General features: G+C 37.3%; 15 protein-coding genes and 1 riboswitch. Of the genes, 10 read left to right on the forward strand and 5 right to left on the reverse strand.

The features are described 5' to 3' along the window. The first annotated feature begins 197 nt into the window (after nt 1-197). Both HMPREF2767_RS01465 and HMPREF2767_RS01470 read left to right on the forward strand, forming a co-directional pair. On the forward strand, nt 198-1,448 hold the full coding sequence (locus tag HMPREF2767_RS01465; protein ID WP_070622339.1) for a hemolysin family protein: 1,251 nt from the start codon (nt 198-200) through the stop codon (nt 1,446-1,448). After that, nucleotides 1,429-2,286: a metallophosphoesterase gene (locus HMPREF2767_RS01470; protein WP_246828749.1), complete on the forward strand. Its 858-nt coding sequence runs from the start codon at nt 1,429-1,431 to the stop codon at nt 2,284-2,286. Before HMPREF2767_RS01465 ends, HMPREF2767_RS01470 begins: the two co-directional genes overlap by 20 nt. Before the next feature lie 37 nt (nt 2,287-2,323). Here HMPREF2767_RS01470 and menC read toward each other — a convergent pair whose 3' ends face one another. After that, entirely contained in the window at nt 2,324-3,463 is a 1,140-nt protein-coding gene (gene menC, locus HMPREF2767_RS01475) for an o-succinylbenzoate synthase (protein WP_040928570.1), read from the reverse strand. 105 nt (nt 3,464-3,568) lie between these two features. Between menC and HMPREF2767_RS01480 the strand changes: the two genes are divergently transcribed. Continuing rightward, the gene (locus tag HMPREF2767_RS01480) at nt 3,569-4,684 is read left to right on the forward strand and encodes an amidohydrolase (RefSeq protein WP_070622343.1); all 1,116 of its coding nucleotides are present in this window, start codon (nt 3,569-3,571) and stop codon (nt 4,682-4,684) included. Nucleotides 4,685-4,695: 11 nt separating this feature from the next. Continuing rightward, the gene (locus tag HMPREF2767_RS01485; RefSeq protein ID WP_070622345.1) at nt 4,696-5,385 is read left to right on the forward strand and encodes an SDR family oxidoreductase; all 690 of its coding nucleotides are present in this window, start codon (nt 4,696-4,698) and stop codon (nt 5,383-5,385) included. Nucleotides 5,386-5,424: 39 nt separating this feature from the next. On the opposite strand, the gene pdxS is transcribed toward HMPREF2767_RS01485, so the two are convergent. Beyond that, nucleotides 5,425-6,306, reverse strand: a complete 882-nt coding sequence (pdxS, locus tag HMPREF2767_RS01490) for a pyridoxal 5'-phosphate synthase lyase subunit PdxS (protein WP_371327383.1) — start codon at nt 6,304-6,306, stop codon at nt 5,425-5,427. A gap of 94 nt (nt 6,307-6,400) precedes the next feature. Between pdxS and HMPREF2767_RS01495 the strand changes: the two genes are divergently transcribed. Together HMPREF2767_RS01495 and HMPREF2767_RS01500 are read left to right on the forward strand one after the other, a co-directional pair. Next, nucleotides 6,401-7,744 carry a MocR-like pyridoxine biosynthesis transcription factor PdxR gene (locus HMPREF2767_RS01495; RefSeq protein ID WP_070622347.1) on the forward strand — a complete coding sequence of 448 codons (1,344 nt, stop codon included), beginning with the start codon at nt 6,401-6,403 and terminating at the stop codon, nt 7,742-7,744. Nucleotides 7,745-7,818: 74 nt separating this feature from the next. Continuing rightward, nucleotides 7,819-8,571: a DUF6612 family protein gene (locus tag HMPREF2767_RS01500; protein ID WP_070622349.1), complete on the forward strand. Its 753-nt coding sequence runs from the start codon at nt 7,819-7,821 to the stop codon at nt 8,569-8,571. A gap of 24 nt (nt 8,572-8,595) precedes the next feature. Here the strand turns inward: HMPREF2767_RS01500 and HMPREF2767_RS01505 are convergent, their stop codons facing one another. Beyond that, nucleotides 8,596-9,522: a VOC family protein gene (locus tag HMPREF2767_RS01505; protein WP_083302011.1), complete on the reverse strand. Its 927-nt coding sequence runs from the start codon at nt 9,520-9,522 to the stop codon at nt 8,596-8,598. Between the two features lie 97 nt (nt 9,523-9,619). Between HMPREF2767_RS01505 and HMPREF2767_RS01510 the strand changes: the two genes are divergently transcribed. Beyond that, entirely contained in the window at nt 9,620-10,234 is a 615-nt protein-coding gene (locus tag HMPREF2767_RS01510) for an alpha/beta hydrolase (protein WP_070622351.1), read from the forward strand. On the opposite strand, the gene HMPREF2767_RS01515 is transcribed toward HMPREF2767_RS01510, so the two are convergent. Then, entirely contained in the window at nt 10,229-11,080 is an 852-nt protein-coding gene (locus tag HMPREF2767_RS01515) for a Cof-type HAD-IIB family hydrolase (protein ID WP_070622353.1), read from the reverse strand. The genes HMPREF2767_RS01510 and HMPREF2767_RS01515 overlap by 6 nt on opposite strands. Before the next feature lie 15 nt (nt 11,081-11,095). After that, a complete protein-coding gene (locus HMPREF2767_RS01520; protein ID WP_070622355.1) occupies nt 11,096-11,995 on the reverse strand; it encodes an acetamidase/formamidase family protein in 900 nt (299 codons plus the stop codon). A gap of 144 nt (nt 11,996-12,139) precedes the next feature. On the opposite strand from HMPREF2767_RS01520, the gene HMPREF2767_RS01525 reads away from it, so the two are divergent. The 3 genes from HMPREF2767_RS01525 to HMPREF2767_RS01535 are packed head-to-tail and all read left to right on the forward strand — an operon-like array spanning nt 12,140 to nt 13,312. Further along, nucleotides 12,140-12,649 carry a GNAT family N-acetyltransferase gene (locus HMPREF2767_RS01525; RefSeq protein WP_070622357.1) on the forward strand — a complete coding sequence of 170 codons (510 nt, stop codon included), beginning with the start codon at nt 12,140-12,142 and terminating at the stop codon, nt 12,647-12,649. A gap of 58 nt (nt 12,650-12,707) precedes the next feature. Next, the gene (locus HMPREF2767_RS01530; RefSeq protein WP_070622359.1) at nt 12,708-12,971 is read left to right on the forward strand and encodes an AbrB/MazE/SpoVT family DNA-binding domain-containing protein; all 264 of its coding nucleotides are present in this window, start codon (nt 12,708-12,710) and stop codon (nt 12,969-12,971) included. A 23-nt stretch (nt 12,972-12,994) separates the two neighbouring features. Next, the gene (locus HMPREF2767_RS01535; protein WP_246828751.1) at nt 12,995-13,312 is read left to right on the forward strand and encodes a type II toxin-antitoxin system PemK/MazF family toxin; all 318 of its coding nucleotides are present in this window, start codon (nt 12,995-12,997) and stop codon (nt 13,310-13,312) included. 85 nt (nt 13,313-13,397) lie between these two features. Further along, nucleotides 13,398-13,500, forward strand: a riboswitch (SAM riboswitch). Nucleotides 13,501-13,532 lie beyond the last annotated feature (32 nt).

Here is a 13,532-nt window from a genome sequence, read left to right on the forward strand (position 1 = left end):
AACTAACAAAATCGCGATATTTATGTTAAATAAAATCCGAACAAATGCACTTATTGCCCTTTACAGATAAAAAGCACCCATCCACACCGGTTTCCACTTGCTTTTCAACCTACTAATCCTCTTTCACCTCAATTATTTTATTTTCTACGCTATGTTTTGTAAAATAATAGTATTACTGATGAACGGAGTCGACGATAATGCTTATCGCCATATTTATATTGTTTTTTGTGTCGCTGTTTTTCTCTGGAAGTGAAACGGCGCTTACTGCAGCGAACCAGTTGAGGTTACAAAGTGAAGCGAACGCTGGTGACCTCCAATCAAAGAAATTACATAAATTAGTATCTAAACCAAGTGAGTTTATTACGACGATTTTAATTGGAAATAATATCGCGAACCTCGTGATGCCGGTACTTCTTACGACGATCGCAATCGAGTATGGCTATAACTTAACGGTACTGACGATTATTTTAACTGTGAGTATTATTTTATTTGCTGAAATTTTACCGAAGTCGATCGTAGCAGCGTTCCCTGAACAAGTCGGTAAAATGGTTATGCCGATTATTAATTTATTTATTTTAATTTTTAAGCCAATTACAATCGTGCTGAATAAGATTACTGATCTCATTACAAATAAATTATCTAAAGGTGAAAAGGAATCTTGGACTGTCACTAAAGATGAGATTATGTCGATTGTTGATATCGCAGGTGGTGAAGGGGCGCTTGATAGAAAAGAGTCATTACGTCTTCGTGGTGTACTCGACTTTGATACGTTAAATGTTAAAGACGTCCTTCAAACGCCGCGTACAGAAATGCATGCGATTCAAATCGATTCGACATTTGAAGAAGTTAGAGATATCGTCATCGAAGGAATGTACACGAGATACCCAGTTTATGGTGAAGATACGGACGATATTATCGGGATTTTCCATACGAAGTATTTACTCAAGTGGTCACTCGATCCAAGCCGACCATTTGTCGATTTTTGTGATACAGATCCGTTACGAGTTAGAGAGTTTAATAATATTGAAGAAGTACTCCTTCTTATGACGAAACACCGTCGCCATATGGTTATCGTAATGGATGAATATGGTGGTACAGAAGGATTACTAACACACGAAGATATTATCGAAACACTTCTCGGTATTGAGATTAAAGACGAACTGGATACGACAGAGAGTGCGATCGTTCGTTATTTACGTGATGACGTTATCGTTTGTGATGGTAAAATCACGCTACACAGGCTAAACGGAATTTTCCAGTCAAATATTCCAGAAGAAGAAAACACGTTATCCGGTTACTTATATTATCTATTCGAAGATATTCCGGAGCGCTTTGATACGATAGAAGACGATGAAAACCGCTATGAAATTTTAGTTATGGAAGAAAACACGATTCGTCTCGTACGTATTACTAAACTCGAGGTTGAAGATGATGAAATCACGAGCTAACATATTCGCTGTTCTAACAGGGTTTTTCATCGCGCTTGGAAGATTTCTATGGGTGCAAAATAAAAATATCTTCACACGTAAAGTGACGCATCAATCATCAAAAATTCCGGCGTCATTTGATGGATTTAAAATCACACAAGTGTCAGATTATCACAACACGTATTTTGGACGAAATGGAAAACATTTACTTCAAGCAGTTAAAGAAACGAACCCGGATATCATTTTAGTCACAGGCGATTTAATCGACAGACGTACTACGAACGAAAAACGTGGGATTCAAATGCTCGCAAGCCTTATGGAGATTGCGCCGTGTTATTATGTAACAGGAAATCATGAGGCATTTTATAAAGACTTCGAAGGCATTTACAAAAAAATTTTAAATACAGGTGTCAATAACGCATCGACGAATAATTTTTTCATCTTGCGCGGCGATGACACGATAGAAATTACAGGAATTCACGATTTAAGAATTTTTGGAGATGAAGAAACCAACCCAAATATTTATAACAAATACGATGAGATGTTAGATGATCGTTTAAATCATGTTGGGGACTATTTTACAATCTTACTCGCGCATCGACCAGAACAGTTCCCGAGATATTCGAAATACCCGGTGGATCTAATATTTAGTGGCCACGCGCACGGCGGTCAAATAAGGCTTCCAATTGTAAAAGGGTTATATGCCCCAGACCAGGGTGTACTACCTAAATTCACTGAAGGTATTCATACAAAAAATAATTCAGCACTCATCATTAGCCGTGGCCTTGGGAATAGTCGCTTCCCGTGGCGCGTGTTTAATCGACCAGAAATTGTATCAGTAACGTTAAAAGCAAAATAATGGGCATCACTGAACTCTATTCAGTGATGCCTATTTTTTAGTCGAAAAATACCATATCGAGTTTATCTTCTTTCGTAATCACATCTGTTTCGATTAAATACTGATTGAGTTTTTCAAAATCAACATCTGCACCGATGCCTGGTTTGTCACTTACTGTGACGACCCCATTTTCTGCAACGACTTCTGGCGAGATAATATCCATATCCCAGTATCGGCTTGAAGATGCTGTGTCACCAGGAAGTGTGAAGTTAGATAATGTTGTAATCGCGATATTTGTTAAACGACCAACACCCGCTTCTAACATTCCACCACACCATAGGGGGATATTGTTTGCTTTCGCGAGATCGTGGATTTTAATTGATTCTGCTAGTCCACCGACGCGTCCGACTTTAACGTTAATAATTTTACAGCTACCAAGCTCAATCGCAGCTTTTGCGTTTTCATAGCTATCGATTGATTCATCTAAACAGACAGGTGTCTCGATTTCTTTTTGAAGTTTTGCGTGATCGACGATATCTGAACTACCGAGTGGTTGTTCAATCATCATTAAGTTAAATTCATCGAGCGCTTTTAACGTTTCGACGTCATCTAACGTATATGCAGAGTTCGCGTCGACCATAAGTGGAATGTCTGGATAATGTTTACGGATGAGACGTACGTATTCAACATCTCGACCAGGTTTAATTTTTACTTTAATTCGTTTATATCCTTCGTTAACTTTCTCCTCGATTTTCGGAAGAATTGCTTCATCTGTTTCTTCTAACCCTAGAGAAATACCAACTTCGACTTTTGTTTTCTCGCCGCCAAGCACTTTATATAACGGTTCACCGATTTGTTTTGCGTATAAATCCCATACTGCAGTTTCAACACCAGATTTTGCCATGTTATTACGTTTAAATGGCTTAAAAATCTCAGTGACTTCTTTAGGATGACTCAATTCGCTTTGGATGAGTAGTGGACCAAAGTATTTCTTAATTGCAACGACTGCACTATCCATAAATTCTTCAGAATATAATGGGTCCTCTCCAGCCACACATTCTCCAAAACCGCTTAAACCATTTTCGTCGATGACTTCAACGATTGTCACGAAGCGGTCAATTTGCGTTCCAAAACTTGTGGTAAATGGAGTTTTCATTTCCATTTTTAACTTGTGAAGTTTAATTGTTTCGATATTCATAACGCATCTCCTTTAATTTATCGTCTAACGACGACAAAACCTTTGTTAAAGTTATAGTGTATACGTTATCATTATATCAAATACACTATTGAAAAGAGGATAAAAATGACTGAACCTGAAATAATTCAAACTGAAATTAATAAAATTTTTAAACACATTCATGCGCATCCTGAACTAAGTTTACAAGAAGTTCAAACAACACAGTATATTTTTAATTATTTACAAAAAAGAGGATTTTCACCGGTTAAATTTGAAGATTTTCCGGGGCTATATTGCGACATTGGGGATTTTAGTGAGAGTAGCGTAAAAATCGGTGTTCGTGCAGATATCGATGCGTTATGGCAAGAAGTAAATGGTGTCGAGCAGGCGAATCATTCGTGCGGACACGATGCACATACTGCAATGGTGATCGGCGCGATGTTAATGCTAAAAGACAACATGCCTGAAAATAAAGGCGTCCGTTTTGTATTCCAACCGGCAGAAGAAATTGGACTCGGCGCACAAAAGATAAATAAAACAGGTATTATTAACGATTTAGATTACATGTTTGGAATTCACTTACGTCCGATTGAAGAAGCAAAATCTGGCTATATTTCACCGAGTATTGAGCACGGTGCAACAGGTTCTATTGCATTTAAAATTATTGGTGAGGACGCTCACGGTGCACGACCACATTTAAACACGAACGCGATTGAAATTGGTTCAACAATCGTAGCGATGCTAGAAAACATCCATGTTAACCCAATGATTCCACACTCGATTAAAGTGACAAAATTCCATGCAGGTGGTCAGTCGTTAAATATTATCCCAGGTAGTGTGTCGATGGGTATTGATTTACGCGCGCAGACAAATAAAGTAATGGATAAAATAATCGATAAAGTGATGAACGTATTAAAAACGATAGAAGCGTTATATGACGTTGAAGTCGACATTGAAGAATCTCAAAAAATGGTCGCAAGCGAAAGCCATGAAGACGCGATTGACGTATTAAGAGAAGCAATTATAAGCACTGTAGGAGAAGAGTATTTAATCGATCCGATTATTACGAGTGGAGGAGATGACTTCCATTTTTACACGGTAGGGAATCCACACTTAAAAGGTGCGATGATCGGTCTAGGGTGTAATTTAACGCCAGGGCTTCACCACCCATATATGAAGTTTGAACATGATATGATGCCAGTAGGAGCACAAGTAATTTACGAAGCGATTATGAAAGTGTAAAGGAGAATTTCATGGATTTAACAGGTAAAACAGCAATAGTAACAGGTGGTAACGGAGGTATTGGCCTTGCAATCGCGAAGCGACTCGTTGAAGAAGGTGCGAACGTCACGATTACCGGCCGAAGTGAAGATAAACTACAATCTGCGTTAAAAGAATTAAATAGCGACCACGTACTCGCTCTAAAAACAGACGTTTCAAAATTTGATGAAGTAAAACAATTAGTCGATAAAACGAAAGAAAAATTCGGTGAAATCGATATTTATGTAAACAACGCAGGCCTTATGAAAAGTAGCCGAGTAACTGATGGTGACGTAAAGTCATGGGATAATATGATAGACACGAATATTAAAGGTGTTCTATACGGTGTTCACCACGTCGTATCTGATATGAAAAAAAGAGGAAGCGGACATATTATTAATACGACGAGTGTATCTGCACACGAAGTGACAAAACAAAGTACTGTATACTCCGCGACGAAAATCGCAGCACTCACAATTGGGCAAGGGTTAGAAAAAGAACTCGCGCATACTGGAGTGAGAGTGACGAGCATTTCTCCAGGTATGGTCGACACAAGACTTGCTGAAAATGTAAAGTCTGACCGTAAAAAATTAGAAGCAAGAGATATTGCGAACGCAGTCATTTATGCACTCACTCAACCAGATTATGTGAACGTCAACGAAATCATCGTTAGACCAGTATAATAAATAAAGCACTCCTTACGGAGTGCTTTTAAATTTTAATTATTCACTTCTATCTGCCATAAGTTCAGCTGCATCGAGTGTTCTAATATCGATACCTTTCATAGCTGCACCTAAGTCTTTCGCAAGTTCACCGATGAGTTTGTAGTCTTTATAGTTTTCAGTTGCTTGTACGATTGCTGATGCAAATTTTTCAGGGTCTTCAGATTTAAAGATACCTGAACCGACGAATACACCGTCCGCACCAAGTTCCATCATAAGTGCTGCGTCTTGAGGTGTTGCAACACCACCTGCTGCGAAGTTTAATACAGGTAAACGTCCGTATTCACGAATTGCACGTAATACGTCGATCGGTGCACCAAGTTCTTTACTAGCTGTCATTAATTCCGCTTCGTCTAAGTTTAAAATGTGCTCGACTTCTTTGTTCACTTGTCTCATATGTCTCACTGCTTCAACGATGTTACCAGTTCCTGGTTCACCTTTCGTACGTAGCATCGTAGCACCTTCACCAAGGCGACGTGCAGCTTCGCCTAAGTTTCTACATCCACAAACGAATGGCGTGTCGTATGTCCATTTGTCTAAGTGGTATTCTTCATCTGCAGGAGTTAATACTTCAGACTCATCGATATAGTCGACGTTTAACGCTTCTAACGTACGTGCTTCAGAGATATGTCCGATACGACCTTTCGCCATAACCGGGATAGATACTGCGTTTTGCACTTCTTCGATAATTGAAGGGTTTGCCATACGTGCAACGCCACCCATTTTACGAATGTCGCTTGGTACAGCTTCTAACGCCATAACAGCAACCGCACCAGCTTTTTCAGCGATCTTTGCTTGTTCAGCGTTAATGACGTCCATGATGACGCCACCTTTCATCTTTTGACTTAATTCTGATTCTAAATGTACATATGATTTACTCACTGTCATCCACCTTTTCTTTATTGATTAATTTCAGTGTAATTGATAATCTGATACTTATAAATACTCAAATCTATAATTAATTTAGGGGTCAGTTATGACATTATATTTAGAATTGTACGAGTCACTAAAGTCACAAATTATATCTGGTGATTATGAAACGGACGATAAACTACCGTCAAAGCGCCAGTTAGAAAAGCATTTAAACGTGTCGCAAACGACAATCGAACGTGCGTATGAATTACTGTTAGACGAAGGGTTTATATACTCAAAACCGAGAAGCGGATATTATGTCAGTAAGCTAGAAGTACTGCCAGTCGTCAGAAAAACACAAATAGAATCAGATGAAAAAACGATAGAACAAGACTATACATATTCGTTTGAAACGGCTCAAGTAGACTTAGAGCACTTTCCGTTTGATACGTTTCGTAAATTGTCCCGACAAGTGTTTGACGCGCCATATGAATATTTGTTAAATGAAGATTATAACGAAGGGTTATATGAGTTGCGTCAACAAATTGCGAAATACCTGTTTAATAGTCGCGGTGTATCGGCATCTCACGATCAAATTATTATCGGGTCGTCGACAAATCAGTTGATGGAATACGTCGTAAGGTTATTAAACAACCATACGTTTATGATCGAATCACCGAGTTATCCACCAGCAAAAATGGTATTAGAAAAGCATAGAATTGACTACATGACACTACCATTAGAATCAGACGGTATTAACATCGATGACGTTAAAAATAGTCATAGAGATGTGATTTTCATCACGCCAAGTCATCACTTTCCGACCGGTTCAGTGATGACGATTGAAAAGCGCACGCAACTATTAAAATGGGCATATGAAAAAGAAAATCGATATATTATCGAGGATGATTATGATTCAGAATTTCGTTATTTTAAAAAGCCATTACCTGCACTTCAAAGTTTAGATACGGAGTCACGCGTTATTTATATCAGTACGTTTTCTAAAGCATTATTTCCGATGCTTCGTATGGCGTATATGGTACTACCTAAACATTTAGTCGAAGATTTTCATCGGTTAAAATATAAAGAGTCGAATACAGTGCCGATTCATACGCAGCAAATCGTTGCGCTCTTTTTACGGAGTGGCCATTTCGACCGTCATTTAAATAAAATGCGTAATATTTATGAAAAGAAAATTACGTACATTATGAAGCGTCTAAAACCATATGAGACTGAGTTAACTGTAAGTGGTGAACAAGCGGGCATGCATTTTGTGTTAACAGTAACGAACGGCCGAACGTTAGATGATTGCTTAAAACGTGCGAAGACACGCGATTTAAAAATTGAGCCGATGAAAACATACGATAAAAATCATACAGATGTATCGTTTGTGATTGGCTTTGGTAGTATCCCTTTCAGTCAACTTGAAAGGCATATGGACTTATTAATAGATTCACTAACCCTTTAGATATACTTATTATTAGTTTATCTTTAAATGTCATGGTATCATCGAAATAGAGAGTGTATCGGAGGAATTACAAAATGAGATTAGCACGTTTTATCGGTTTAGGTTTAAGTTCACTATTAGTACTCAGCGCATGTTCGAATGACGAAAAGGAAGAAAAAGAAGTTGTCGAAGAAGAAACGACAACAACTGCTGAGAACGAAGAGGTAACTGAAGAAGTTAAAATAAATGACGAGACTTTACAAAAAGTCGTCGACAAATCAAACGAGGTTGATTCGTATCATACATCGTTAGCTGTGGATGCGGAATTAGATGAAGAAGTCGAAGAGACAATGAACCTCGAGGTCGATTATGTGGATGGGAACCCACCGGAAATTGCGTTAAAGTCTTCTGACGTTTTAAGAACGATCTCTAAAGATGGTCGTACGTACTTTAATAACGATGAAGAGTGGGTAGAAATTACAGATTCTATCGACGAAGGTTCGTTATTTAGAGTGACGTATCAAAAGCTAGTGAATACGTTAATGACCGTTAAAGACGAACTAGAAAAAGAAGAAGTCGACGGAAATTATGTATATAAATTTAAAGGTCAAAATCAAAATATATATCATGCGATAGAAAAACTGTTACACATGAACTTAGGAGAAGTCGATGTATCGAATCACGATATCGAATTAGAGTTTGTTGTCGACGAAGAGTATTTCATTCGTTCAATGATTTTTAATATTGCGATTGAAGATGAAGAAGGTACTGTAAACCTTAAAGGTGAAAGCACATTCGATTCGTTTAATGAAATCGATGGAATCGAAGTGCCAGAAGAAATAGAGTAAAAGACTAGCCGAGGCTAGTCTTTTTTAGACTTCAATATCTTTTAAATATAATTCGATAAAGTCTCTATTTTCTTCTAAGAATGGTGGTAGGGATAACTTCTCCCCAAGTGTTTCAATTGGTTCGTCGACAGTAAATCCGTTCGTGTGAACTGCGAGTTCAACGACGATATTTCCTGGTACGTTAATATAGAGTGACGTGAAGTAGTAACGGTCGACAATACCGGAATTAACGTAATGTTCATCGTTTAAAAGATGTTCTAACTCTTTTAACTCATCGATACTATCGACATTTACTGCAAAATGATGCACACTCCCGTAACCTTGTTGCTCCATCATCGGTGAGCGGTTTTCTTTAACGTAAATGCGGTCATCACCGATTTTAATGACAGTATCATCTTGATTTTTAAAGTCTTCATCAACTATTCCACCGAGTAGTTTTAGCGCTTCAGTAAATGCTTCTTGGTACTGCACTGTAACTTCCACACCGTGAATACTCGTAATACGATATTTTTCATCGATTTCGCCGTTGTTACCAAAAGGTGCCGTGTCTTCTTCAACAGGATCCACGATTAACATCATACGCTGGTTTTCAACGTCGTAAAATTTAAGTGCATCTTTACCACTATATTTAGAAATCCCTTCATGACGGATGTTAAAAGAATTGAAGCGGTCTTCAAAAAACTGTAACGCTTCGATTGATTGGACTCTAAAAATAGTCATCGTGATTGCATTTGTCCCATAGCGAACTGGTTGAGAATTTTTAATCTCGAAAAAAGTCATGTCCGTACCGATAGATCCTATTTTGTCTGCATAAAATAAATGGTACATAGATGTATCATCTTGATTGACTGTTTTTTTCACACGACGTAGTCCTAAAATTTTTGTAAAGAAATGGTTGTTGTACTGAATGTCTTTGGTGATTGCAGATACGTGGTGCATTTGATTAATCATATTCATCATCCTTTGGAATTCTTTAAAATAATTATAAGTCATTTATTATGAGTGTTTAGCTTTTTTGTCTTATCATAATAGTATTGGGAGTGAAAATATGAAACACTTATTTATTAAAGAGAAAAACAATTCAGAAGAAACATTAATTCTCCTTCACGGTACCGGTGGACGCGAGACAGATTTGCTCGATATCGCAGCAACGGTAAATAGTGAAGCTAATATACTAGCATTTCGTGGTGACGTACTAGAAGGTCAACAACTTCGTTACTTTAAACGTATTCATCCTAAAAAATATGATGAAGACAGTTTAAAAAATGAAGGTCAAAAGTTATACGATGAAATTAAAAAATTATTTGAATTATATGACTTAGACTTAAATAAAGGATTTATTATCGGATATTCTAATGGCTCAAATATTGCCAGCCACATATTATTAAACTATCCGTTACCTATATTTGGTGCATTTTTAATGCATCCAGCTTACTATTCAGAACAAATGGCAGACATAGATTTAAGTCATTTAAATGTGTTAATTACAGCTGGAGCAAGAGACTTTAAGACGCCAGCTGGTGATGCGTTTAAAGTAAAGCAATTATTTGAAGAACGAAATGCAAACGTACAAATTGAACTCACCGATGGTGGTCATGAAATACATTCGGACGAACTGATGCAAGGTCATGTATTTTATATTCAAAAAAGAAGCGCATTATAAGTAATGCGCTTCGAAATATTGTGCGAGACCTTCTTCTTCGTTCGTAAATTCTGTTTTGTCATCGCTAAGGTCTCTAAGGTCTTTTAACTCTTCAATCGCATGTTTCATTGCAACAGATTTCCCTGCGACTTTAAACATTGGGATATCGTTCATACTATCTCCGAATACGTGAATGTCGGATAAATTAATATTAAAGTGTTGAGCAAGTACCGTGAGACCTGTACCTTTATCTACACCAGGAACCATAATTTCAGAGTTATGCACCGCTGTTTGATAGAGTGCATATTTTGTGTTGTTGTCTGAATTTTGATCGAGTGTATTATAAAACTTCTTGATTTTATCTTTATAATTACTAAAGAAATATAGTTTAATAACGTCTGTTAAATCGATCGTATCTACCCACTGATTACTGTCTGTAATACTTCGGCTTGCACCGATTGTTTCGTACGCGAGTACATCTTCTTCAGGTGGATGAAGTAAATCTTCTAACGCGTATTCTTTATCTTGTAAAAATGTAAACGGCCCGTCGTTTGTCGTATTGACTTCGTAATAGACATTTTGTTCTCTTGCGATAGAAATGACTTCTTCAATCGTTTCTTTTTTAAACGTCGAACTTCTTAGCACTTGACCTTGAGCAACAACAACAACGCCACTTGCTGCGACGTATCCATCGACCGGTAAATCCTTAGGTAGCTTGGACGATAATGATTTCATTGAACGGCCGGTTGCAATAAAAATGAGTATACCTTTTTCGTGCATGTTGTGAATGGCTTGTTCTAATCTTTTGCTAAATTTACCGTCATTCGTTAGAGCGGTACCGTCTAAATCGATTGCGACTGCCTTCATATTGAAAGCCTCCTATTATTTTAATTCAATGTTTAATTTGTCTAACACATATTGCGGCACGAAGAAACGTGCAGTTTTTAACGGGTCTACAACTTGGTTGATTTCTGTTTGACCGACTAAACTCATTAACATCGTTAGTTCTGGTAGTGTTAATGTCGTTCTTGGTTCTAATATATTTTGAATCATGATTTGAACCGAACGGTCCACTGCCTCGTCTAAAATTTCGTGAGACACAAATTGATAAATGCCTTCATCGTTTACTAAAATTGGATGTTCAGTTTGAACATTTTCAGCTTTTTCTAAAGTCACTGTCACTGATCCTTCAACTTCAAGACCTGAAACTGAAATTTCCCCGTCGCCCATTGCTCCGTGTAAATCTCCTAGGCCAAATAACGCACCGTCGTGATAGACAGGTAAGTAAAGCGTCGCGCCAGTTGTAACTTTCACAGAGTCCATATTACCACCGTGCGTATCTGGTGTGCCGTTGTTGATTGCTTCATCTTTCGGTGCGACACCGATCACTCCAACCATTTTGTTAATTGGAATTTCAATGTCGTTAAAGAGGACAGTATCATCTTTAATGTCGAGCACTTTAATCGTCGGTTCGTGTAAATATTTACCCATCACACCAGCATCAGGTACTGTTACCATGACACCTTTATTACCTATTTCAATATCCTGAATCGTAACTTTTAAAACGTCCCCAGCTTGAATCCCATTAACGTAAATAGGCCCAGTTGCCGGGTTCATTTTATCCCAATCGAGTGCGTCAAATGCGTAATCTTCATCTTGAATTTGATTCGTAAAACAGTCGAGTGTGTCAATTTTAACAGTATCACCAACATCTACAGTTAACTTCGGTTTGTTATCTTTAGACATGTGATAAAAATAATGTTCGTTAGAAAGATGTTTCATCTAAAAATCCTCCTTAAATAATCAGTAATCAACTTCATTGTTACAAATAAACGAGAGCTTGTCTATTTAACTGATAAACAGACAAAGTGAGTGCAGAAAGTATAAATGTTACTATAGAAGTAGCATTAAAAAGGATGGGATACGATGAATTTAGAAATAAGAAAACCGAAAATTGAAGACGCAGAGTCAATCATTGAACATAAAATTAAAGTAACAAAAGAAAATCCAGACACACTCGCAACAGCGATAGAAAATCAGGAACCAGACTTAGAAGATCAAATAAACAAAATAAAAAACATCGGTGAAAACGACTTAAAACTCGTTGCAGTTGATGGTGACAAAGTGATTGGAATCATTAATATGTTCCACGATCATCGACATAAATTCCGTCATATTGGACAATTTGGGATTAGTGTTCAACAAGAATACGCAGGACACGGTATCGGAAGCAAACTCATTCAAAAAGTCGTCGATTTCGCGACAGAAAACGATAAGATCGAAAAACTAATCCTCACAGTATTTGGTAACAACGACGGCGCGATCAAACTATACGAACGATTCGGATTCGAAAGTGAAGCAACACTAAAAGATCAAGTCAAACTAAACAACGACAGCTACACAGACCTCATTTATATGTCAAAATGGGTGAAGTAGAGAGATCAATTGCTAAAAAGTATATACATGTATATACTTAATTTAGGAGATGATTTTTATGAGCAACATAAAAACCAAAACAAAATTAGTGCAATGGGGAAACTCAAAGGCTACGCGACTGCCTAAAGAAGTGATTGATACACTGAATATCCAAGTAGATCAGAGTATTCAAGTAGAGGTAATTGATAATTCAATAGTTATGACTCCAGTTAATGAGGCTCCTAATTCTATCCATGATTTATTTAAAGATTGGAAAGATGATGGAATCAGGTCCGAGGAGCTAGATTGGGGAGAATCAAAAGGAGCTGAATTAAACTGGTAAATAATATAACACAGGGCGACATAGTGTATGTAAATTTTAATCCTAGTAAAGGACATGAGCAAAAATTTCATCGTCCAGCTCTAGTTATTAGTCATGATAAAGTTAGGGATATGAGTGGGATATCTATAGTAGTTCCAATTTCAAATACAAAACGTGAATATCCTTTATATCATGAATTAAAGACCACTAAGAAAATAACAGGAAAAGCTCTATTAGATCAAAGCCGAGCACTCGATCTAAAATCAAGAGGTCTCACACAGTCAAAAGTAGTCGAGAGAGTTTCAAAGAGAGAACTAAAAGAGCTTATAGAAACTTATAAATTAATCTTTACCGTTGATTGATTTACCTTTCAGGAGTTTTCTAACAATTTCGAAAAAGGGTTGTCAAATAGCTCTATGTGGTATACGATTATTTTAAATTGAATATTAAATATCCAGAGAACTCGAGGGATTTGGCCCAGTGACAGTTCAGCAGCGGGCTTTTTAAGTACTGTGCTAATTCCAACGAGCAGATGCTTGACAGATATCATTACAAACCATTTGCTTATTTTAGTAAATGGTT

Origin of the sequence: Nosocomiicoccus sp. HMSC067E10 (assembly GCF_001810835.1) — a bacterium.
In the GTDB taxonomy this organism is placed as follows: domain Bacteria; phylum Bacillota; class Bacilli; order Staphylococcales; family Salinicoccaceae; genus Nosocomiicoccus; species Nosocomiicoccus ampullae_A.